Origin of the sequence: Alistipes sp. HGB5, assembly GCF_000183485.2 — a bacterium.
Classification (GTDB): domain Bacteria; phylum Bacteroidota; class Bacteroidia; order Bacteroidales; family Rikenellaceae; genus Alistipes; species Alistipes finegoldii.
This window is the reverse complement of sequence record NZ_AENZ01000086.1, coordinates 51,609-74,418: the sequence shown is the minus strand read 5'-3', so window position 1 is coordinate 74,418 and position 22,810 is coordinate 51,609. Positions and strand designations below refer to the sequence as shown.

Annotated in this window: 16 protein-coding genes and 2 pseudogenes; 3 read left to right on the top strand and 15 right to left on the bottom strand. The window is 60.0% G+C overall.

Annotation, left to right across the window (positions count from 1 at the left end; translation table 11 throughout):
- Positions 1-19 precede the first annotated feature (19 nt).
- The 4 genes from HMPREF9720_RS14635 to HMPREF9720_RS14620 form a co-directional block, all read right to left on the bottom strand.
- Entirely contained in the window at positions 20-1,807 is a 1,788-nt protein-coding gene (locus tag HMPREF9720_RS14635) for a RagB/SusD family nutrient uptake outer membrane protein (RefSeq protein WP_009599155.1), read from the bottom strand.
- A 19-nt stretch (positions 1,808-1,826) separates the two neighbouring features.
- Positions 1,827-5,384 (bottom strand): SusC/RagA family TonB-linked outer membrane protein, encoded by a 3,558-nt coding sequence (locus HMPREF9720_RS14630; RefSeq protein ID WP_009599094.1) that lies wholly within the window; start codon positions 5,382-5,384, stop codon positions 1,827-1,829.
- Positions 5,385-5,509: 125 nt separating this feature from the next.
- Entirely contained in the window at positions 5,510-6,508 is a 999-nt protein-coding gene (locus HMPREF9720_RS14625) for a FecR family protein (RefSeq protein ID WP_009599121.1), read from the bottom strand.
- Between the two features lie 70 nt (positions 6,509-6,578).
- Positions 6,579-7,172 carry an RNA polymerase sigma-70 factor gene (locus HMPREF9720_RS14620; RefSeq protein ID WP_042493394.1) on the bottom strand — a complete coding sequence of 198 codons (594 nt, stop codon included), beginning with the start codon at positions 7,170-7,172 and terminating at the stop codon, positions 6,579-6,581.
- Positions 7,173-7,407: 235 nt separating this feature from the next.
- Here HMPREF9720_RS14620 and HMPREF9720_RS14615 point away from each other — a divergent pair.
- Positions 7,408-9,227: pseudogene (locus HMPREF9720_RS14615) on the top strand (glycoside hydrolase family 2 protein).
- Between the two features lie 59 nt (positions 9,228-9,286).
- Here the strand turns inward: HMPREF9720_RS14615 and HMPREF9720_RS14610 are convergent.
- The 11 genes from HMPREF9720_RS14610 to HMPREF9720_RS14560 are packed head-to-tail and all read right to left on the bottom strand — an operon-like array spanning position 9,287 to position 19,985.
- Positions 9,287-10,435, bottom strand: a complete 1,149-nt coding sequence (locus tag HMPREF9720_RS14610) for an amidohydrolase family protein (protein WP_009599128.1) — start codon at positions 10,433-10,435, stop codon at positions 9,287-9,289.
- A complete protein-coding gene (locus HMPREF9720_RS14605) occupies positions 10,395-11,222 on the bottom strand; it encodes a hypothetical protein (RefSeq protein WP_009599095.1) in 828 nt (275 codons plus the stop codon). Before HMPREF9720_RS14605 ends, HMPREF9720_RS14610 begins: the two co-directional genes overlap by 41 nt.
- The gene (locus HMPREF9720_RS14600) at positions 11,219-12,430 is read right to left on the bottom strand and encodes an ABC transporter permease (protein ID WP_009599125.1); all 1,212 of its coding nucleotides are present in this window, start codon (positions 12,428-12,430) and stop codon (positions 11,219-11,221) included. The genes HMPREF9720_RS14605 and HMPREF9720_RS14600 overlap by 4 nt, the downstream gene beginning before the upstream one ends.
- An 18-nt stretch (positions 12,431-12,448) precedes the next feature.
- Positions 12,449-12,790, bottom strand: coding sequence for a 30S ribosome-binding factor RbfA (gene rbfA, locus HMPREF9720_RS14595; protein WP_009599109.1), 342 nt, complete (start codon positions 12,788-12,790; stop codon positions 12,449-12,451).
- 12 nt (positions 12,791-12,802) lie between these two features.
- On the bottom strand, positions 12,803-13,609 hold the full coding sequence (locus HMPREF9720_RS14590) for an outer membrane beta-barrel protein (RefSeq protein ID WP_009599122.1): 807 nt from the start codon (positions 13,607-13,609) through the stop codon (positions 12,803-12,805).
- A gap of 4 nt (positions 13,610-13,613) precedes the next feature.
- On the bottom strand, positions 13,614-15,689 hold the full coding sequence (locus tag HMPREF9720_RS14585) for an Ig-like domain-containing protein (protein ID WP_009599157.1): 2,076 nt from the start codon (positions 15,687-15,689) through the stop codon (positions 13,614-13,616).
- 2 nt (positions 15,690-15,691) lie between these two features.
- Positions 15,692-16,657: a hypothetical protein gene (locus HMPREF9720_RS14580; RefSeq protein ID WP_009599085.1), complete on the bottom strand. Its 966-nt coding sequence runs from the start codon at positions 16,655-16,657 to the stop codon at positions 15,692-15,694.
- Positions 16,658-16,666: 9 nt separating this feature from the next.
- Complete coding sequence (folK, locus tag HMPREF9720_RS14575; RefSeq protein WP_009599135.1) at positions 16,667-17,158, bottom strand: 2-amino-4-hydroxy-6-hydroxymethyldihydropteridine diphosphokinase; 492 nt, start codon at positions 17,156-17,158, stop codon at positions 16,667-16,669.
- 3 nt (positions 17,159-17,161) lie between these two features.
- On the bottom strand, positions 17,162-18,307 hold the full coding sequence (locus HMPREF9720_RS14570) for a DNA polymerase III subunit (protein ID WP_009599165.1): 1,146 nt from the start codon (positions 18,305-18,307) through the stop codon (positions 17,162-17,164).
- A gap of 6 nt (positions 18,308-18,313) precedes the next feature.
- Complete coding sequence (locus HMPREF9720_RS14565) at positions 18,314-18,499, bottom strand: hypothetical protein (protein ID WP_009599160.1); 186 nt, start codon at positions 18,497-18,499, stop codon at positions 18,314-18,316.
- Between the two features lie 16 nt (positions 18,500-18,515).
- Positions 18,516-19,985 carry a lipopolysaccharide biosynthesis protein gene (locus HMPREF9720_RS14560; protein WP_009599097.1) on the bottom strand — a complete coding sequence of 490 codons (1,470 nt, stop codon included), beginning with the start codon at positions 19,983-19,985 and terminating at the stop codon, positions 18,516-18,518.
- 800 nt (positions 19,986-20,785) lie between these two features.
- On the opposite strand from HMPREF9720_RS14560, the gene HMPREF9720_RS14555 reads away from it, so the two are divergent.
- Positions 20,786-21,367, top strand: coding sequence for a DUF3575 domain-containing protein (locus tag HMPREF9720_RS14555; RefSeq protein ID WP_175282423.1), 582 nt, complete (start codon positions 20,786-20,788; stop codon positions 21,365-21,367).
- Between the two features lie 12 nt (positions 21,368-21,379).
- Positions 21,380-22,797 (top strand): annotated as a pseudogene (locus tag HMPREF9720_RS14550) (DUF3868 domain-containing protein).
- Positions 22,798-22,810: the final 13 nt, after the last annotated feature.

The window sequence follows — 22,810 nt, the reverse complement described above, 5'->3', positions numbered from 1 at the left end:
TTTTCAGGTTCGCAATCGTTTATTTCTTCCAGCCCGGATTCTGGCCCAGCGCGGGATTGTCGTTGAGGGCCGTGGTCGGGATCGGCCGCACGTACTTCTTGTCGTCCCACTTGCGGTTCATGCGGATGTAGCACTCGATATAGCCGCTGTCGCCGTCGGTAAGCGCATAGTCGCCGCCCAGCACCCGGTAGGTCACGCCCGGCTCCGTCACCGGGGGATTTTCACGCACGAAGCAGACGTCGCCCGAACCGTCGCCGTCCATGTCGTAGACCTTGCCCAGCTCGCCTACATAGACCCCGTACCACGGGCGTTCCAGCAGCCGTCCCATACCCCAGCGCATGTCGTCGTCCCAACGGCAGTTTTCGAGCAGCAGTTCGATTCCGCGTTCGCGGCGGATCTCCAAGATGGCCATGTCGGTCGTGGTGTTGAGGAAGTATTCGGCCATGTAGGGATCGTAGGCCGAAGGCATCGCGCCGTCCACCCCGGCGCGTTCGCGCAGGAGTTTGATCGTGGCGTTCCAGACCGTCTCGCTGAATTCGCCCAGTTCGGCCTTGGCCTCGGCGTAGTTGAGCAGCACCTCGGCATAGCGCAGGATCGGAATGCAGGTGGCGCAGGGAGCCGTATTGCTGTCCATCGAAGTGTCGTCGATGACCCACTTGATGGGCTGGTAGCCCGTCACGCAGTAGCCGAAATCGGGGGCGTAGGGCGTATTGACGTTGTTGTTCCTGCGCGTATAGCCCGGATAGCGGATGCTCTGCATCAGGCGGTAGTCGCGGTTTTCGAACTCGTCGGCAAAAAGGGTTTTCTCATACCCCGCCTTGTCGGTGAAACGGCTGCCGTCCCGGTTGAGGTAGGTATTGACGAACTGGCGCGTGAGCGAGTAGCTGCCGTACTGCATATTCACGAAATAGGTATTGAGGATATGCGTGGCGTTGAGCGAAGCGTCGTAGGCGCGCGCCCAGATGACCTCGCCGGAGGCGACGCTCTCGCTGGTGAACAGACTCCGGTATTGCGTGGCGACCTTGGCCGGATCGGAAACCAGCGCATATTTGCCCTCGCCCATCAGCGTTTCGCAGGCGTCGGCGCAGGCCCGGAGGTACATCTCCGACTCGTCGGCCGTCCACGGCTTGCCGGTCGAGGGATCGTTCGCGTGGTATTTGCGGAAAGTGCCCTCGTAGAGACAGCAACGGGCCTTGAAGGCCAGCGCCACGTTGCGGGTGATGCGCACCGAATTGACTTCGAGCTTGGCGTTGGTGATGCAGTGCGTCGAGGCGAAATCGAGGTCTTCGAGCACCTTGCGCATGACGTATTCCCGCGAATCGCGCGGCTTGTAGAGCGCCTCGCGGTCGTTGGCGTCGATCTCCCTGTCATACCACGGCACGGCCCCGAAGGTCTTGACCTTGTTCATGTAGAAATAGGCGCGCCAAAAGCGTGCGACGCCTTCGTAATGGTCGAGAATCGCCTCGCCGGCCGCAGCCCGGCGGAAGTTGCCGAGGAAGTAGTTGATGTTGCGCAGGTCCTCCCAACTGCCCGTAGACCAGCCCGACTGGTCGTCGGCGTCGAAGTTGTCGGTGAGGTACTGCCACTCACCGCGCCAAGCCATGTAGTCGGCGCGGGCGTCGCCCGTGGCCACGGAAATGGCGGTCGGGATCATGGTTTGCAGAAATCCGTTGGCATAGGCCTCCAGATCGCTCTCGTTGCGGAAATAGGAGGGAGCGTCGATCTTATTGGGGTCTCCGGCGGTCAGGAAATCCTCGCAGGAGACAAGCCCCGCGGCGACCGACAGAATCAGAAACAGCTTTTTCATCGTTTGCATGGTTTGAGAATTAGAACGTGAGGTTGAGACCCAGCGTCACGGTGCGCAGCATCGGATAGCTGTAACCGTCGCCCTCGGTCGTACGGAAGTCGGAGTCGCCCGCGTTGATGACTTCGGGGTCGTAGTTGTCGCAGTATTTGAACATCGGCGAGGAGGTCCAGAGGTTCTCGCCCGAAACATAGACCTTCAGCCCCTTGATCCGCATCTTGCGGCAGATATGGGCCGGGAAGGTGTAATCGACGGTCAGGTTTTTCAGGCGGATGTACGACACGTCCTGCATGTAGCGGTCGTTGGGCGTGGTCAGCACGCGGTTCACCGAGCTTTCGTTGGTCTGGTAAGCCGAATAGCGGGGCCAGTAGGCCGTGTCCCAGTTGTCCAGCTCCTCACTGTAGACGTTGCTGCCCGTATGGGCCTTGAGCATGTAGCCGAACGGACGGTTGTACTGCCCCCAGAAGTAACCCGAATCGTAGCGTGGATACCAGTTCTTCTTGGCGACGCCCTGCCAGAAGGTCGAAATGCCGATGCCGTTCCAGTTCAGATTGACGTTGATGCCGTAATGGTAGCGGGCCGAGGTGTTGCCGATGACGGTCAGGTCGCCGTGGTCGGAGAGCGTCTTGGCGCCCTGATCGATCTTGCCGTCCTCGTTCAGGTCGGCGAACTTGACCTGACCGGGGCGCGTCACCTTGTCGGAGGATTGCAGGAAGGACTGCGTGGCGTGGGAGTCGATGTCGTCCTGATCGCGGAAAAGGCCCTCGACGCGGTAACCCCAGATTTCGCCCAGCTCCATGCCTTCGTAATAGTCGTCGAGGTTGCCCGTGGGGTTGATGTATTTGGTCACCCACGTACGCGAATCCCAGACCATCGCCTTGACGCCGTAGCGGAACTCCTTGCCGGCCAGTCTGAAGCTGTCGCGCCAGCCTACGGAGAGCTCCCAGCCATTGGTCTTCAGCGAGGCGTTGTTGCCCTTGGGGGCCGCCGTGCCGTACACGGCGGGCAGGCTCACGCCGACGGTGTACATATCGGTCGTATAGCGGCGGTACCAGTCGAAGCCCATCGTCAGGCGGTTCTTGAAGAGGTCCAGATCGGCGCCGACGTCGTACGTGGTCGAGGTCTCCCACGTGAGCGAGAGCGGAATGGCGCCCGGAGCGACGGTGTAGGTTCCCAGCGCATTGCCGATGACCACGGTCGAGGACTTGAGGGTCATGTAGTCGATATACTTGTAGGGGTCGATGTTGCCGTTGCCCATCGAACCGGCGGAAAGGCGGATCTTGAAGTTGTCGAGCCAGCCCTCGGACCACCCCATGAACTTCTCTTCGGAGAGCCGCCAGCCCACCGAAGCCGAGGGGAAGAAGCCCCACTTCGAATTCTGGGGGAATTTCGACGAGCCGTCGTAGCGGCAGCTGAACTCGGCGAGGTAGCGCCCCTTGTAGCCGTAATTGGCGCGGAAGAAGGCTCCGACGTAGCTCCAGTCGTAACCGCCGACCGTGGGGTCGCTCGTCACGCCGTCCATCAGCCCGAAACTGGGCTTCGAAGGAACGGTCAGCCCCTCGCGCTTGACGGTCAGGGTGCGGTATTTCTTCTTTTCGAGATTCCAGCCGCCCAAAAGTTTGAGCGAGTGGTCGTCGCCCAGTTTGGGGGTGTATTCCGCATAGATGTTGCTCGAAACATAGTTCATGTCGTAACGGACGTTCTGGAGCGTGCTGCCCTGACTTTCATTGACCGTGATGGTCGATTCGGGTCCGGTATAGCCGGTGTACATGTTGGTCACGCGTTCGCGCGTGTTGCGCGAAAAGAGGTAAGACAGGTCGCCGGAGACCTTGAGCACGTCTTTCACGAGGTCGATCTCGACGCCGAGCTTGTCCTTGAGCGTGAATTTATCCTCCTGCTGGTAGCTCGTCCCTTCGGCGAACCCGGCGTAACCGTTCAGCACGGCGGCATAGGTCCACGTGCCGTCGGGATTGGTAATCAGGCTGACGGGCTGGCCGGAGTGTTCGACCATGCGCGGCACGAGCTGGTTGCTGTAGTAGAGCATCGGCTGGTGGTAGTCCACGACCGTGAAGTCCATGTTGTTGTTCAGACGCAGCCACGGGCGGATGCGCACGCTGCCTTTGGCCCGCACGTTATACTGCTTGTAGCGTTCGTCGCCGACGCGGTAGATGCCGTCCTGATCGTAAAAGCGGCCCGAAACGTAATAATCGGCGTTTTTGCCGCCGCCCGAAATGCTCAGGTTGTGCTCGTGCGAATAGTTCACGTCCTTGTAGAAGGCTTTGGTCCAGTCGGTATTGCCGAAATATTCGTATTTGCCGTTGTCGTTGATGCGCACGCGTTCGAGCGAGGGATCCGTACTGCGGCGGGCGAGTTCCCGGTACCACGAATCGGAATAGGGCACGATGTTGTTGATCGTCGAATTGAGCTCCTTCGAACCGTTGTAGTAGCCGTTCCATGCGTTGATATAACCCGTCGTCCACTCGTAACCGTCGGTCACGAGGTTGGGCTTGACGGTGCGCGAGTGGATTGAGAAACTGCCGCTGTAGGTGACGTTCACCTCGCCTTCGGAAGCCGACTTGGTAGTCACGAGAATCACGCCGAAAGCGCCGCGGGCGCCGTAAATGGCGGCCGACGATGCGTCCTTGAGCACCGATACGCTGGCGATGTCCTGCGGATTGACCGTTTCGAGGTCGCCCTCGACGCCGTCGATCAGCACCAGCGCACCGCCGCCCGAACCGATCGAACCGGCGCCGCGGATGTCGATGGTCGCGGCGCGCGAAGGCTTGCCGTCGCGCATCGAGATATTGAGGTTGGGGATGGCGCCCTGCAGCGAACGCGAGACGCTCGGATTGGAGCGTTCGGCGAACTGCCTGCTGTCCACCTGATCCACGGCGCCGATCAGGTCGCGGCGCTTGACCGAACCGTAGCCCACGACGACGACCTCTTCGAGGATCTGCTTGTTCTCGCGCAGCGTCACGTCGAGCGTACTTCGGGCGCCGACCTCCTCTTCGAGGGTCTGGAATCCCAAATACATGAAGACCAGCACGGCGCCGCTTCCGGAAACGGAGAGCGAGTAGCGGCCATCGGCATCGGTGGAGGTGCCCGTAAGGGTGTTTTTCACCAGCACGCTCACGCCGGCCAGCGGTTCGCCCTGTTCGTCGGTCACACGGCCGGCGACGGTCTGCTTCCGCTGCTGCGCGGCGCTGCGCGCGGCCGGCGCATCGGACTGCGGAGGCGCGGACAGAGCAACCACCTTGTCCTTGATCTTATAGGAAATGCCGGTGCCGGCGAATACCGAAGCCAGCATCTCGTCGAGCGTCGAGCCGTTCAGCGCGACGTCCACATGGGGAAGGGTCCGTTCGCCGAGCGAAGTTTCATAGGAAAAGACCACGCCCGTCTGTTGGGTGAAAGCCGTCACCACCTCGCGCAGGGGAGCGTTGCGCAGCGACAGTTTCAGATCGTGGCGCTGCGCGGCGAAAGCCGCGTCGGCATCGGCCGCCGCGAACGACGGGAGCGTCAGGCCGGCGCATAACAGAGCCGCACACCACCCTTTCAGGAGTGAAGTAATCGATTTTTTCATTATGTTTCAGATTAGAATAAAGGAAGAAGTTTGTTTTAAGGCCGGTCCGAACGGCGGGTTCGGACTAAAGGATAGCAAAAGACTCTTGTTCCATAGGCTGAGCGGATTTGGGGTTGGGTTACTATTTATCGATTCAGCTGAATTATTTCGAAACGACAGCCCGACACGAACTGCAGCAGCTCCACGACGTCCTCGACCGAAGCGTCCTTCTGGAAACTGAAATTGTAGCGTTCGCCGGGTATCTGCTGCGCCCCGATGCGCAGGCTTACGCCGTAGGTCCGTTCGATGCGCGCGACGATTTCGGGCAGCGTGACGTCATCGAGGGTGACGACCCCGTAACGGATCAGCAGCAGGTCGCCCACGGGCACTTCGTTGACTTCGAGCAACTCGGCGTCGGCGTCATAGACGGCCTGCTGGCCGGGATGCAGGCAGATCAGGTTGCGGCCGCCGGCGTGCTGCAGGGCCACGGAGCCTTCGGCCAGCGTGGCTTCGGCGACCGGATCGCCGCTGAAGGAGCGGACGTTGAAGACCGTGCCCAATACGCGGACCCGGAGTGCGGGCGCGGTGACGACGAAGGGTTGTCCGGCATCGTGCGTGACGTCGAAATAGGCCTCGCCGTCGAGTTCGACATTGCGGCCGTCGATGCGGAACGTATCGTCGTAGGAGAGTGTCGTACCGGGGCTGAGCCAGACGTCGGTGCCGTCGGGCATGGCCACGTGCATGGCCACGGTATCGGCGTTGTGGAAACGATGGACGAAAGGTGCGGTGGCGACCCGGTAGGTCATGAAAGCCGCGGCGAGCGCCACGACGATGACTGCCGCCGCAGCGAAGCGGCGCAGCGGAATACGGCGGCCCCTGCGGAGCGGGGCGTCGGCGCCGAGGGCGTCGATCCGCCGGTTGAGGCTGTTGAGCGAACGCACGAAACGGGCCTGCAGCTGCGTATCGGGACGCTGCATGCGGCCGCGCTGCCAGACGGCGCGCAGCTCGGCAAAGGTACGGCGGTTGTCATCGCTGCTGCGAATCCACGCCAGCAGGGCCTGCTCCTCTTCGGGAGTCGCGGTGCCGGAGAAGTAGGCAGCGAGCTGTTTCTCGTCGAAACGGGCGGTCGTGTCGTCTTGTTTCACGGTTCGGAATATTGGGTTTCTACCCTAAATACACCTCGCCGGGGCAAATCACCTATGCAAAAATGAAAAATTATCTGCCGAGAATATACATTGTCAAGAGAATCAGCATCTTATAGTGACTCAATTTTTGTCGGAGCTGCTTCAGGGCATTGTAGATATGGTTTTCGACGGTCGAAAGCGTAATGCCCAGCCGTTCGCTGATCTCACGGTTCGAAAGTCCTTCGATATGGCTCATGCGGAACACCTCGCGGCACTTGGGCGACAACGACTCGACCGCCGCGTCGATTTGGCCGGCGATCTCCTGCGAGTAGAGTTTGCGGATCACCTCGCTGTCATCGGGATCGTAATGGGCGTAACAGCTCTGTTCGATCTGCTGCGCCACCCACGACCGGTAGGCCGTGGCGTTGGCGCCCTTCTTGAGGGCGTTGAGCGAAGCGTGGTAGACCGAGCGGAGCAGGTAGCCCTGCAGCGTGCCGTCGTCGCGCAGGTTGTCGCGGCGGAGCCACACGCGCACGAAGACGTCCTGTACGACATCCTCCGCCCCGTCGTCCCCGACGAACAGGCCGGCATAATTGACGAGCGACGCCCAGTAGATGCCGTAAAGTTCGTTGAAAGCGCCGCGGTCGCCGGCTTTCACCCTTGCTATCAATGTCGAATCTTCCACTTCGGTTCCGGTTAGACGTTTACAAAGATAGGGCTTTTTATCGTTTGTCCAAAAATGCCGCATCCCCGGCCGGCACATCCGGCCGCAGGGGCTGAAAGTACGGAAAAATACGTTTTCGCAAGCGTCAGGGCGTGTCAAACATACTTTTTGTGCATGGATGCGGACTGTTTTCCCGGCAAGATGACTTAAATTTGTACTGTTTGAAACGATATATTAACCTGATAATAACCGAAACATGAAGAAAAACATTCTCCTGACCGCCGCGGCCCTGCTGACAACTCTGGCAGGCGCGGCCCAGTGGCAGCCCGCAGGCGACCGCATCGGCACCGAGTGGGGCGAAAAACTCGACCCGCAGAACGTATTGCCCGAATACCCGCGTCCGCAGATGACGCGCACGCAGGTGCAGGACGGCTGGCAGAACCTCAACGGACTTTGGAATTACGCGATTCTCCCGATGGGAGAGACGCCCGAAAAATACGACGGGCAGATTCTGGTGCCGTTCGCCGTGGAGTCGAGCCTCTCAGGGGTCGGCAAGCGTCTGGGCGACCGGAACGAACTCTGGTACAACCGCACCTTCACGATCTCCCCGAAATGGAACGGCAAACGCGTGCTGCTGCACTTCGGCGCAGTGGACTGGAAAGCCGACGTCTGGGTGAACGGCGTCTGCGTGGGAACGCACACGGGCGGCTTCACGCCCTTCGAATTCGACATCACGGCGGCGCTCAAGAAGGGCGACAACGAGCTGAAGGTACGCGTGTGGGACCCCACCGACGCGGGCTGCCAGCCCCGCGGCAAGCAGGTGAACCGTCCCGAAGGCATCTGGTACACCCCCGTGAGCGGCATCTGGCAGACGGTATGGCTCGAAGCCGTGCCGCAGCAGTACATCAGGAACATCCGAACCACGCCCGACCTCGACCGCAAACTGTTTCGCGTGGAGACGGCCGCCTGCGGCGCGCAGCCGGGCGACGTGATCGAAGTGCGTCTTTAGACAACGGCACGAAGGTAGCCGAGGGCCGTGCGCTCAGCGGTGCGCCCGTGGAGCTGAACGTGGCGGAGCCTAAGTTGTGGAGTCCCGCATCGCCGTTCCTCTACGATATGGAAGTGGCGCTGGTGCGCAACGGCAGGAAGGTGGACGAGGTGCAGAGCTACACGGCGATGCGCAAATTCTCGATCGGCCGCGACGAAAACGACATCGTACGTCTGGAGCTGAACAACGAACCGCTGTTCCAGTTCGGTCCGCTGGATCAGGGCTGGTGGCCCGACGGACTCTATACCGCCCCGTCGGACGAGGCGCTGGCGTTCGACGTTGTAAAGACCAAGGAGCTGGGTTACAACATGATCCGCAAGCACGTGAAGGTCGAACCGGCGCGCTGGTACTACCATTGCGACAAGCTGGGCATGATCGTATGGCAGGATATGCCCAACGGCGACCAAGGTCCCCAGTGGCAGATGCACAACTACTTCAACGGCGCGGAGAAACACCGCTCGGCAGAATCCGAAGCCAACTTCCGCAAGGAGTGGAAAGAGATCATCGACTGCCTCTACTCGGTTCCCTCGATCGGCGTATGGGTACCCTTCAACGAGGCGTGGGGACAGTTCAAGGCTCCCGAAATCGCCGAATGGACCAAGGCTTACGACCCTTCGCGTCTGGTCAATCCCGCCAGCGGCGGCAACCACTACCTGACGGGCGACATACTCGACACGCACCACTATCCGCACCCGCGCATGACGCTGCTCGACACCAACCGCGCGACGGTGCTGGGCGAATACGGCGGCATCGGGCTGGTGATGAAAGAGCACCTTTGGGAACCCGACCGCAACTGGGGCTATGTCCGCCTGAACTCGCCCAAGGAGGTGACGGACGAATACGAGAAATACGCCGACATGCTCTACAAGCTGATCGGGCGCGGATTCGCAGCGGCGGTCTACACGCAGACGACCGACGTCGAAGTGGAAGTGAACGGCCTGATGACCTACGACCGCAAGGTGATGAAGGTCGAGCCGGAGCGCATCCGCAGGATCAACGAACGCATCTGCAATGCGCTGAACAAATAGGACGGGAAACATCCGAAACGAAAGGAGGAGGTCTTTGCGGGCCTCCTCCTTATTTTATATTACAGGATTCTCCGTATCCGGGACGCCGGGGTCAGACGCATCGTATCGTAGTCGAGTCCCGAAATGGCCGTCAGTCCGCAGCGGCGGCCGGGCGCTACTTCGCCCAGCTCGGCATCCATATCCAATGCCCGCGCACCGCCTTCGGCGGCCCACGAAAGCAGTTCGGGCAGCGGCACCTCCGGGAACATGCGCATCTCTTCGAATACCGACAGCCGGTCGTTCGAGGCCAGCGAGTCGGTGCCCAGACAGATGTCGAGCCGGTTGCAGCGCAGCAGTTCGACGGGCGGTTCGAGACGCGAAATATAGCGGTTGGAGCGGGGGCAGAGACACCACCGGACGGGAGCCGTGAAATGGTTCATGACGACGTCGATGTCGCGCTGCGTAACGCAGCAGTTATGCACCAGTATCACGCGGCGGTCGCGGGGTACGCTTGCGACGAGCCGTTCGGCCGGAGAGTCGTAATGCAGGAAGTCGCAGGTGAAGCCGACTTTCCGGTACCACTCCCAAAGCGGGCCGCGGCGGGCGAAAAGCTCGGATTCGGCGGGCGACTCCATGAAATGGACCGACAACGGCGCGTCGCCCTCGGCGGCGATCGCCCGCAGGGGCGCATCCTGCACCGAATAGAGCGAATGGGGCGTCAGCGAGGTATGCGGATGGCGGAGCAGGGGCCGCACGGAGTCGGCCGACGCGAGACGCAGGCCGAAAAATTCGATGAATGTATGATAGGCGACGCGGCTGCGCTCTTTGACGGAGAAGGTCGTATCGCCGTTGGAGATGTCGCCGACGGCCTGCACTCCGTCCTGCCACATGGCGGCGTCGGCCGCCGCTACGGCCCGCAGCCGTTCTTCGGGGCCGAACCGCTCCCGGACCTGTCCCATGGCTCCGGCGAAACCCGCAAAACCGCACCCTTCGGGAATCGCGCCGCGCAGGTAGGAGAGTTCGAGGTGGCAGTGGGCATTGACCAGTCCCGGCGCCAAAACACCGGAGTAGAACTCGGTGCCCGGCATACGGTCGGGTTCGGAGCAGGTCCCCACCGAGAGAATACGACCGTCCGCCGCAACTTCGACGAGCGGGTTGCGGACGAGTCCCTGCGGCGTCCAGAGCAGGTTAGAGGCTATCCGCCGGGATGGCTGCGCGGAAGAATTCATCGGCGAAAATACGGATGTCGAGCTGCTGCATGTAGAGACTGTCCTCGGCAGCGGAGGTTTCGGGCGTATAGTCGATCTTCAGGTCGCTGACCGTCAGCGAAGGACGCTGGGGCTTCCCGCGGAACTCGATGAAATCGACCCATAGCCGCCGGTGGGTGGTATCGACCGTAAAGCGGCGGGTGAAATTCTCCTGCCGGTCGCGGCGCAGGGTCGTCGTATAGACGTTGGTACGGGTGCTGTCGCGGCGTTCGAGCCACACCACGCCCCGCAGGCCCTTTTCGTTGCGGTCGAGCGAATCGACGAGGTATTTGAGGCTCAGGTTGTACTCGCCGGGCCGCACGTCTACGGAGAACCGCAGGCGGGCCGTATCGCGCAGCGAGCCGACGCGGATCAGCGAGTCGGCATAGACCGTGCGGGTGAAACTCCGGCGGGCGACGTTGTCGATCGTGTCGAGGACGGCGACTTCGCGGTTGTAATATTTGCCCTCGGCTTCGAGCATTTCGATCGCCAGCTCGACCACGTCGCCCAGACGGGCGCTCTTGCGTTTCGAGAAGTTGCCGATGGTGTAGTAGACGTCCTCGGTGGTATAGCCGTAACCGGCGAAGATCGGTTCGTAGATATTCAGCGAGTCGATGTCCACCTGTTCGCTGCCGATATAGGCGTTGGCGAGGAAAGCGTCGTGAAAAATCTGCGCCAGTTTCCTGTCGGGAATGATCTTGTGGCGGGCGCAGGCTCCGGCCAGAACGAGCAGGAACATGCAGAGGGATATGCGGACAATACGTTTCATAGCTTAACGTTGGATTTTATCATGCTGCGCACGGTAATATTCGAAATAACACAGGCAACTGCGCCGAAAGCGGCCAGCACCGCCGCGAGGTCGCCCGGACGGAATTCGACGGGATAACTCTTCGTGAGGAACGTTTCGGCCGGAATCTCGATCAGCCCGAAGCGCTGCTGCAGAAGCGTCGCACCGACGCCCAGCACCACGCCCAGCGCCGCGCCGAGCGCGCAGATAAGCAACCCTTCGCTGCGGAATATCGACCGCACGAGCGTCGTATCGGCGCCCAGCGCGCGCAGCGTCCCGATGTCACGCCGCTTCTCGACGATCAGCATTGCCAGCGACCCGACGACCGAAAACGAAGCGACGACCAGAACCAGCAGCGAGATGAAGAAGATGCCCCACTTCTCGTAGGTCATGATCCGGTAGAACGAAGCCCGCAATTCGTAGCGGGTGCGGACCCGGTAATCGCCGCCCAGCTGCTGCGCCACGGCGTCGCGGACCTGCACGGCATCGGCTCCCTCGCGCAGGCGCAGCACCAGCCCCGAAACCCGGCCGGGACGGCTGAAAAGCTCCTGCGCCATGCGCAGCGAAGCGAGGACATAGGTCCGTTCGGTTTCGAGGTCGAGCGTATAGACCCCGCCGAGGGGGATCGTTCGCCGCGTATAGTTGTCGAACGGCAGCAACGACGAAAAGCTTCCCCGCCGCACGGCGTAAACGCCGACGTCGGCGTCGGCCAGCGTCCGCACGCCGAGCATGTAGGCCATCGACTGACCGATGACGAGCCGTTCGAGGTCGCCCACCCGCACCCGGTACTCTCCGGCAGCGACGGCGTCGGACAACGGGAAAACCGCTTCGTAGGCGTCATCGACGCCGCGGACCGTCGCGGTGGCCTGACGGTCACCGTGTTCCAGCAGGGCGCTCTCCTCCAGCACGAACGACATGGCCTCCACCCCCGGAATGCGTCTCAGCGCCGCGGTATCGACCGCGTCTGCCGCAAAGGTCTGCCCCTGCCGGGCCGAGACGGTCAGATCGGCGTCGAAGGCCGAACACATGGACTTGACAAGGCTCTCGAAGCCGTTGAAGACCGAGAGCAGGACGATCATCGCCGCAACGGGCATCGCAACGGCCGCAACGCTCAGCCCCGAAATCAGATTGACGACCGATCGGGATTTGGGCGAGAAGAGGTAGCGGCGGGCGAAGAACTGCGGCAGCATGGCGTGAGGCCGGAAGGGTTAGTCGTTTTTGAGCGCCTGCTCGATATGGTCGATATACTCCAGCGAATCGTCGAGGAAGAACTGGATTTCGGGCACGTTCTTGACCTGATTGCGGATGCGCTGGCCCAAAGCGTGGCGGATGAACTTGTTGTTGCGGTCGAGCTCCTGCATCAATGCGGCGCTGCGCCCGAAGGGGAAGACGCTGACGTAAATCTTGGCGTAACCGAAATCGGGCGACACGCGCACGGCCGTGACCGTGACGAGCGAACCCCGGACGATGCCCTCGCCCTCCTTCTGGAAGATTTCGGCGACGTCCTTCTGTATCTGCTTGGCGATTTTCTGCTGTCTTGTCGTTTCCATGATGGTGAAATTTTATAATCCGTATTTGAAGACTTCGCGGTTCTTTTCGCGCTTGGGACGCGGTTTCCACGTCGAGAAGCCCTCCTTGTTGAATCGGTAGCTCAACCCGACCGAAACGGTGAGGTTGTCGAGCGGCGAACGCATCGGCGTCGCCCAGAACGGGTTTTCGGAACCGTCGATACCGTTGTCGGCGTATTTGTTGCGGTTGCGCACGATGTCCGAAAGTCCGAAGTAATAGCGGGCGCGGACATTGATCTCGAAACGCCGGATCAGCAGCGCGATACCGCCGCCGCCCGCAAGTCCGTAGCCCCAGCGGTTGTCGCGCGGCAGTTTGAAGGAGTAGTCGCCCTTCCAGTCGGCCGCTCCCGAAGCTTTCGCTTCCTCGTTCTCATAGGTCGAAGAGAGGTGATAGGAGAAAGTCGCCGCCGCTTCGAGGTAGACGCGGACATGGTTGCGGAAGAGGTAGAAGTGGGGCTGCCACACGATCGGCAGCACGATCGAATTGACGTTGCGCGTGTAGTAGCGGTAATCCTTCTTCTCCTCGACCATCGAGGCGTTGGTGGCCAGCGAGAATCCCTGCTGCAGGAATTCGAGGTCGATGCCGAAGCCGCCCACGAAACGCTGCTGTCCGTAATAGCGCCACGTAAGCCCGGCGGTGTAGGAACCCCATATAGCCTTCATCTCCTGCTTGGGGTCGAGCCGCGAGCTGGCCATGCCGTAACCCGCCGTGAAGCCGAGCGTATGCTGCGCCGACGCGCCCTGCCACGCAACGGCGGCGAAGGCGAGAAACAGCAGGGTTTTAAGTTGTCTCTTTATCATAACGCTATCGGTTAAACATGCCTCCGGTAGAGTTCATGCTGTTGTTCATGCCGCCGCCGAAACCGCCGAAGCTTCCGAAACCGTTGGCGTTGTTCTGGTTGTTCTGGTCGTGGCTGTTGCGGTTGGTTTTCGGTTCCTTGGCGCGTTTCTCCGCCTCGCGGCGCAGACGCTGCGCCTCACGCTCGTCGAGCAGGCGCGAAAGCGATTCCATCGTCACCGGAGCGAAGACCCGGTTCATGTCGATCGAAAATTCGACCTCCCAGTTGGTCTTGGTCGCAAAGGTGTCTTCGCCCTCGTCGTTGGCATAGATTTCGGCCCGTTCGGGCTGGAGCCGCTCGACCACGTTGCCCGTATCCCACTTGCCGTTGCCGTTCATGTCCTCGATGATGCGGAATTTGATCTCCCCCGCAGGAACGTAATTGAACTGCCAGTCGCCGGTGGTGACGTCACGTTTCTCCTGCTTGAGCGCATTGCTGCCGTCGAGCAGCTGGAGGATGTATTTGGCCTTGTCGTCCTTGCCCTTGACATGGATTTTCACGGTGGCGAACTTTTCGGGATCGAGCACCGTGTATTTCCCGACGATCGAGTCGTTGGAGAAGCCCGCGACGTCGGTAATGGCGCCCTTGGGAATGGTCAGCGTATATTGTCCGCCGCTCGTCCACGGCGCCTCGATATGCCAGCGGCGCAGCAGGCCCGTGTCGCGCACGAAGCGCACCGGAACGTCCTCGATGCTGTTGTCGGATCGGGTGAGCGTCAGAAGCATGGCCGCCGAATCGAGCCGGGTAAGCGGATAGTCGAAATCGACGGTCAGGTTGTTCTCAGGATTGATTTCGCCCGTGAGCGGAAGTTTATAGGCGAAGGGATTCTCCTTCTTGGGTTCGACCCACTCCTCGCCGGCCGCCTCGGCCTTGCGGCGGTCGCGTTCGAGTTTCTCGCGCTCCTTCTCCTGCTCTTTGGTCTCGATCAGCCGCCAAGAGAGTTTCAGCGGTTCGGTAACCTCCTGCAGGACATTGACCGTATCGTGCTTGAAGTAGGTGATTTCACCCTTGATCGTATCGGGCAACGCCGAAGAGGGCATGTTGAACCACAAGGCGATGGTGTCGCGCCCGACGGTCTGCGGATCGACGATGACGCGGTCTTCGGGAATGCTGTCGAAGCGGATGCGTTCGATGCGCGGATGCGCAGCTCCGAAGTAGAGCATCGCCTTGTGCTGCAGAGGCCGTTCGGTCTGCGAAAGCAGCTGGCGGCGGAACGCCTTGTCGGTGAACATGCGCAGATAGAACTGCGGCTCGGCCGTGACATATTGGCGGATCGAGTCGTACCACATGGCGAAGTCGGGCATCTCGGCCGGATTGTAGCTCTTTTCGAGGAAGCCGACCTGATCGGAACCGGGTTCGTACATCTGGTTGTCGTTCTTGTCCTGAACGGCGTAAACCCGGTAGGGGATCGGCTTGAGGTTTTGGGCGATGAAGATGCCGTTGTTTTCGGCACGGGCGATTACGGCGGGCTTGTACTTGAAGATCGTCGAGTCGTATTCGGCCACGTTCTCGACCGAATCCGCCGGGAAGAACCAGATGAACGACTTCGACACCGAGTCGGCCTTGTAGCTGTCGGCCGTATAGCCCGAAAAGATCATCGAGTCGATCGTGGGACCGGTCGAAAAGACATAGCGCATCGAATAGAGGGGGTTGCCCTCGTTGTTGTCGCGCACGGCGCTGCCGAAATTGAGCGCATAGGTCGTATTGGCTTCGAGCGTATCGCGCAGCTGGACGACGATGCCTTTGCCGCGCATCGAAACCAGCGGCTTCTTCTTCATCTGGGGCGAGGTGAAGAACTCCTTCTGCTGGTCCTTGAGCTGCACGAACTCGTCGAATTCGATGTAGATCTTCTCGTGGTGCACGGTGGGCCGGTTGACCGAGAAGTTGTCGGGCGTCATGTTCAGAATGACCGGCGGCAGGGTGTCGCGGGGACCGCCCGTGGGGGTCATCATGCTCGCGCAACGGCTCAGGAACGCCGTGGCGAAGAGCAGCAGGACTGCGGCGCGCAGCAGGCGCAGGATATTTCGTTTACGGGTCTGCATCGTTATCTCTTGCTTGCTTTTTCAGGCTCCTTGGGGGCCAGTTTGTCATTGACCACGCGCCAGCCGCCCTCCTCGACATAGAGGTATTCCTGCTTCCACGGGCGGAAAACGACCGGAAGGAAGTTTACGGGCTGGCCGCCCTCGACGATCTCGACCTCCTGCTGCGAGTAGGCGTAGAGCTGGTTGACGGGATCGGTCACGACCACCATCAGCGTCGGACTGCTGACCTTCATGCCGTAAGTGCCCGACTCCTTGGAGTAATAGGCTTCGAAGTCGGGGCTGGTCCGCGTCTGCTTGGGATCGCTCTTCGAGGTAATGATCCGCTGCGCCGCATCGTTGTAGGAGTTGATCTTCCATGCGGTCGTATCGACGGCATAGGCGTAAACCCTGAGGTTGGACGGCACGGTGGGTTCGGCGCCCTCCTCGGCCTGAAGCTGCGCGGTGACTTGGCTGTCGATATAGATCGGGGGTGTATAGGAATCGTTGAACATGAGCCACTTGCCGTCTTTGTAGGAGTAACCCTGTTTCCACCGCTTGAAAATCAGCGTGACATAGATTTTAGGGGTGTTTTCCGGCACTTCCTGCTGCGTATAGCCGTAAAGTTCATTCTTCGTGTCCACGGCTACCACCATCACCGAGGATCTGTCGAACGACATCTGGAGCAGCCCTTCGACGCCCTCCTGCTCATAGGGCTCGCCCGCGGCGAGCGGCGTGGAGATCTTTTCGTTGCGGTTGCCCCGCTGCGAAATTACGCCCGCGAGCGCATCCTTGTAGGAAGCGACCTCCCACGAAGAGGTGTCGGCCGCAAAGGCATAGAGCTTCGCGTCGGCAAGAATCTGCGTCGGATCGCCCGATTTCTCCTGCTCCAGCGGCTTGAACACATAGGTCGTCTTGTACGAGACGTCTTTGAAACACCCCGTAAACAACGCGGCCGCGGCAAGAAACAATATGATTCGTTTTGTCTTCATCTCCGGAATTTACTTGTTACGAAGCTCTTCGAGCATCTCCCCCACGGTCCGCCCCGTAACCGGATGGCGGCGCTGGCGCATGATCTCGCAGAGCGGCACGAGTGCGAACTCCCGTTCGCCCATGAGCGGATGCGGCACGGTAAGGCGTTCGCTGTCGATCACCTCGTCGTCGTAGAAGAGGATGTCGATATCGATCGGCCGCGAGGTATAGTTCACGCCCGTGCGGGCTTTCTCGACAGCTTCGGCGGCGCGGTTGCGGCCCAACTCCCGTTCGATGGCCTGCACGGCGTCGAGCACTTCCAAAGGCAGCAGGTCGGTCGAGACCTCCAGCGCCTGATTGGAGAAAACCCCGTCGGCGTCGAAGCCCCAAGGCTTGGTTTCGTAGCGGTGCGAACAGCGCAGCACGGCGCCGACCTTCGCGTTGACGAGCTGCTGGGCCGCCTGAAGCGTCCGTTTCACATCACCGGAATTGCCGCCGGTCAAAAGTACTACACGTGCCATAACTCAAAGTCGTTTTATCATTTTGCTCACCGAAAGCGCAAAATGGGTGAATACGATCGTCGGATTTCCGTTCTGCGAAATCTGCGCCAAAGCGCATTCGATCTCGGCAATGAGCGGTTCGATGTTCTGCGATCCGACGAATGGGGCGAATTTGGAACAGAAAGCCAGCTCCTCGCCCCAGAGGTAGCTGATTTCGTTTATGCCCGCATGGAGCATGTAACTCTCGCGCAGCAGGCGCGAAGCGTCGCGCAGGAAGGCCCGCTGCTGCTCGCGCGAAAGCTGTGCGGCCTCCTCGGCCCACGTCACCAGCTCCAGATGCCTGTCATTGTAGCTCAAACGCATCAGCCCGCAGAAGAGTTCGAAGTTCTCTTTGCGCAGGGCGTCGCTTTCACCGGCCACGAGGTGCTGCAGCTCCACCAGATCGCCGCCGGCCAGACGGGCGATGTTCCGGGCCTTGACCGGGTCCGTAACGCCCCGCTCCTGCGCCGCGCGCTCCAGCACGTCGGGCGCGATACGCGGCACGGCGACCTCCTGCGTGCGGGAAATGATGGTCGGCAGCAGCCGTTCGGGCTGTTCGGAGATCAGCAGGAAAAGCGTCTTTTCCCACGGCTCTTCGAGAATCTTGAGAATCTTGTTGGCCGCCTCCTCGTTCATCGCTTCGGGCAGCCAGATCAGCATGGTCTTATAGTCGGCTTCGAAGCTCTTGAACGACAGTTTGCGGATGATGTCGTCGGCTTCGCGCGCAGCGATCATGCCCTTGAGGGTCTTGCCCAGATCGAGCCGGTCGTACCAGTCCTGCGCCGAGAAATAGCCGCCGCGCTCGGCGAAAAGCCCGCGGAACAGCGGCAGGAACTCGTCGCTGCGCATCACCTCGCCCGACTTCTTGCCCTGTTTGTTGACCGGGAAGACCAGATGCAGGTCGGGATGGGCCAGCGCAGCGATCTGCTTGCAGTCGGGACACTCGCCGCACGAATCCCCGCCGCGGCGGTGGCAGCAGCAGAGGTACTGCACATAGGCGACCGCCAGCGCAAGAGCACCCGCCCCGGCCTGCCCCGTGAAGAGCTGGGCGTGGCTGATGCGTCCGGCGTCCACGCTCTGCACCAGATGCCGTTTCAAATCCTCCTGTCCCGTTATATCCGCAAACCGCATGTCTCGTTACTTCTTTTTTCCGTTTTTCAAAACCGTCTGCCGCACGGCGACGGCCAGCAAAGCCAGCACGACGCACGCAAGGACGACCGTACGCCCCGCGCCCCGGTCCATCGAGAGGGCCAGCACCCCGCCGACGAAGAGCGCGAAACTCACCGCCAGCACTACGATCTTCTCTTTTGCACTTTGTCTCATCGCATTGCCAGCCCTTCTATTTTCTTTTCAAGGCCGCCTTCACCAATGCCGCAACGTCGATCCGCTCCCGGCGGACGAGGTAGAGGGCATAGGCCGCAAACAACACTATATTAAACGCATAGGTGATCAATTTATTGCCGCCGCAGGCCGTCACGGCTTCGCACACGGCGAAAACCGCGAGCGCCGCGGCAACATACTCGCCGATACGCCGCCAGTCATAGGGCGTCGGATAGAAACGGCGGTTGAGCCACCAGCTCACGGCGACCATCGTCGATTCGCTCGCCAGCCGCGCCCATGCGGCTCCGTAGTAACCCCAGACGGGGATGCACCAGAAGCCGAAAACCAGCATCGAAACCAGACCCGCGCCCGTAACCACAATAGCCAGCGAGGTCTTCTCCTCGCGTTTGTACCAGAACGACAGGTTCAGCCAGACGCCCGTCAGCACATTGGCACCGAGGACCACCGGGAGAATGAAAATCCCCTCGCGGAAGTCGCGGCCCACGATCAGCGCGAAAACGTCGCGAAACAAGGCGATGCCGAGAAAAATCAGCATCGAAGCCATGACGTAGTATTTCAGCGCCGCGGCGTTCATCTGCACGAAATCCGACTTCTTGAAATTCGACAGGAAGAACGGCTCGGCGGCAAGCCGGTACATCTGGTAAAAGAGCATCATCACCACGGCGATCTTCGTAATGGCGCCGTAGATACCTACCTGCGCCATGGCTCCTTCGGGCACGAGGTATTTGATCAGCTGCCGGTCGATGAATTCGTTGGCCGTGCCCGCCAGTCCGCCGACCAGCAGCGGCAGCGAATAGGCGAAGACCGCGGCCAGCAGCGCCCAGTTGATCTTGGGCACGGTGCGGTCCACGGTGGCGAGGATGACCAGCCACGTCACGACGCTGGCGATCAGGTTGGCGACGAAGACCCAACCGACGCCGAATTCCGTAGCGAAAAGCCCGGCGACGCCGAAAGCGACGGCCAGCGCTACGTTCATCACCACGTTCAGCGCCTTGATGCCGACGAACAGCAGCGCCCGTCCCTGCTCGCGCAGCCGCGAGAAGGGGATGCAGGCCCAGACGTCGAAGAGGATGATAAGCCCCACCCAGACCACATATTCGGGATGTGCGGCATAAGCCTCGCCCATCAGTCCTGCGACGCCGTTGCGGAACGAAGCGACAAGCACGAAGAACACCACGGCGGCGAGCGATGTAACGCCCCACGTCGTGGCGAAAAGCCTGCGTTTGGCGGCCCGAACGTCGCCCCCGGCCTCCTCGGCCTTGGCCGAAAAACGGAAGTAGCTCGACTCCATGCCCATCGTCAGCAGCGTAAGCGCCAGCGGAATGAGGGCATAGATGTCCGTGACGATACCATAGGTCTCCTGCCCGAAAATACGGGTATAGTAAGGCGTGAGCAGATAGCTCAGAAACCTCACCACAATGGTGCTGATGCCGTAGACGGCGGTTTGTTTGGCCAATTTTTCGAGCATGGCAGACGATTTGCAGTCGACAAAGATATTGCACGCCGGGCTTTGCGCCCGACAAAGATACAAATTTTAGCCGGAAACCCCGCATAATGCCGTTTCTTTCGGCAAGGCAAGATAAAAACGTCCCGGAAGCCGGACAAAGCCCCTGACAATCGGACCGAACAGCGTATTTTCCGCCCAAAATGATATAAACAAAATTGTGAATCAATATCTTTTATTCTTGCAGAAAAAATACTTTTTTATGAAATTTGCATGAAATTTCCATAATGAGTGTTGTTCAATCCGAAAATTATTTTCTAATTTTGTCCTGTCGCAAACCGACAGACATACGGAAAGTGTTTTTCACTCTGTCCTTACAAAGAAATCTGACAGTTTCAACGTGAATCGGGGCAATGAACAGCACTCATTTTCTTGTTTAGATAGATTCGGCCAAAACAATTTTGCGCCGCAATTTTCGTATCTATTCAAGTGTGGGGTAAAGCATTCGTTTATTCGATTCTGGGTTTTGTCAGAACCTCTTTGTAGATGAACGAAAACAGCTCCACACTTTCTTTTTGTACAACCCACTACATGTAACACCCGCCTTGTGGAGCTGCGAGGGGGGGGGAATTTGCCGAATATCAGCCGGATACTCATCTCGAATGAAACGGCATATCGAAGAATTGCCCGATGGAACAACCTTGTATACGCAGTTGTCCGAGTTCCGAAACCCGGCACGTATCCGAAAGAATACGGTCCGGGAGCGTTCGTTTGAGGATGATCCGTATACATACATACCGACGAACCTGATCGAAGATACGGCCATGAAATTCAGAATCTTTCTTTTGTTATGCGCATCGCTCTGGGGCTGGAACGTCCGGGGGCAGAGCGTAGCTTTGAAAACAAACGTACTGTCCGATGCTTTCATGAACATAAACCTCGGTGTGGAAACCGGACTGGCGCCGAAATGGACACTGGACATCACGGGCGATTTCAACGCATGGACGCTGTCGCACGGACGCCGCTGGAAGCACTGGCTCGTGCGCCCCGAAGCGCGGTTATGGTTCTGCGACCGTTTCGCAGGACATTTCATAGGTTTCCACGCACACGGAGGGCAGTACAACATCGGAGGCGTGAAAAACGGAATCTCGTTCTTGGGTTCCGATCTCTCGAAACTTTCGGACTACCGCTATCAGGGCTGGTTCATAGGCGCCGGCGTCGCCTACGGATACGCTTGGATACTCGGCAGGCACTGGAACCTCGAAGCCGAAATAGGCGTGGGATACGCCTACACGCAATATGACAGCTTCCGATGCGTAGGCTGCGGAAAGAGAGTCGAGAAGGACAAACCGCATCATTACGTGGGGCCGACCAAAGCGGCCGTCAATCTGGTTTACGTATTCTAAATGCTCGCTGCAATGAAACGAACGATTTTTTTCCTGTCGCTGCTGCTGGGAACGAGTCCGCTGCCGCACGCCCAAGAGATAGACGGGGTCACGGTCGGAAACCTGAAGATGGATTGGAACGGCGAATATCTGGTCGTGGAGATGGATGTCGAACTCTCCCGGCTGGAGGTAGAGGCGAACCGCGCCGTACTTCTGACTCCCCGGCTCGTGAACGGAGCCGATTCGGCCGACCTGCCCGCCGTCGGCATCTACGGCCGGCGCCGCTACTATTATTATGTAAGAAACGGCGCAAGCATGCTGTCGGGCGACGGCGAGACAAGTTTCAAGGCCGCCGAAAACCCGAACGGGTAGCCTATCACGTCATCGTGCCATACGACGGATGGATGAACGGCGCCGCGCTCCGGCTCTCCCGCCGCGACTACGGCTGCTGCAACACGGTGCTCGCCGCCCGGCAGGGCCTGCTGGGGCACTTCGAGGAACCCGTCCCCTACACTCCCCGGCCTGTCTACGTCCGGCCGACGGCCGAGGCCGTCAAAAGCCGCTCGCTGAGCGGGTCCGCGTTCATAGACTTCCCGGTGAACAAGACCGTCATCTATCACGACTACCGCCGCAACACGGCCGAACTGGGCAGGATAGAGGCCACCATCGATTCGGTGCGGAACGACCGGGACGTGACGATCACATCGGTATGGCTCAAAGGCTACGCATCGCCCGAAAGTCCGTGGACGCACAACCGCATGCTGGCCATAGGCCGTACCGAAGCGCTGAAAAAACATATCGGACAACTCTACCGCTTCGATGAGGGGGTCATCGAAACCGATTACGAACCGGAGGACTGGGCCGGACTGCGCAGCTATGTCGAACGCTCGAACCTGACGCACCGCGCGGAGATACTCGCCCTGATCGACAGTTCGCTCGAACCCGACGCCAAGGAGGCGAAAATCAAACGCTCCTATCCCGAAGAGTACGATTTCCTGCTGAAAAACTGCTATCCCGCGCTGCGCCATACGGACTACCGGATCACGTACACCATCCGCACGTTCAGCGACGCGCAGGAGATCCGGCACATCATGCTCACGCAGCCGCAAAAACTGAGTCTCAACGAATTCTACTTGGCCGCACAAGCCTGCAGCCCCGGTTCGGACGAATTCAACGAAATATTCGAAACGGCCGTACGCATGTATCCCGAAGATACGGCGGCGAACCTCAACGCGGCGAACACAGCCATGCAGAAAGGCGATCTGAAAAACGCGGAACACTACCTGCGAAAAGCCGGGGAGTCGCCCGAAGCCCTCTATGCGCGGGGCGCATACGCCATGCTCACGGAGGAGTACGAAACGGCCGCCGGCTATCTGCAGGAAGCCGAGAAGGCCGGCATACGCGAGGCCGGAGAGGCTTTGGAACAGTTGCAAAAACGGAACAAAAAATAAAACTTCAATCACA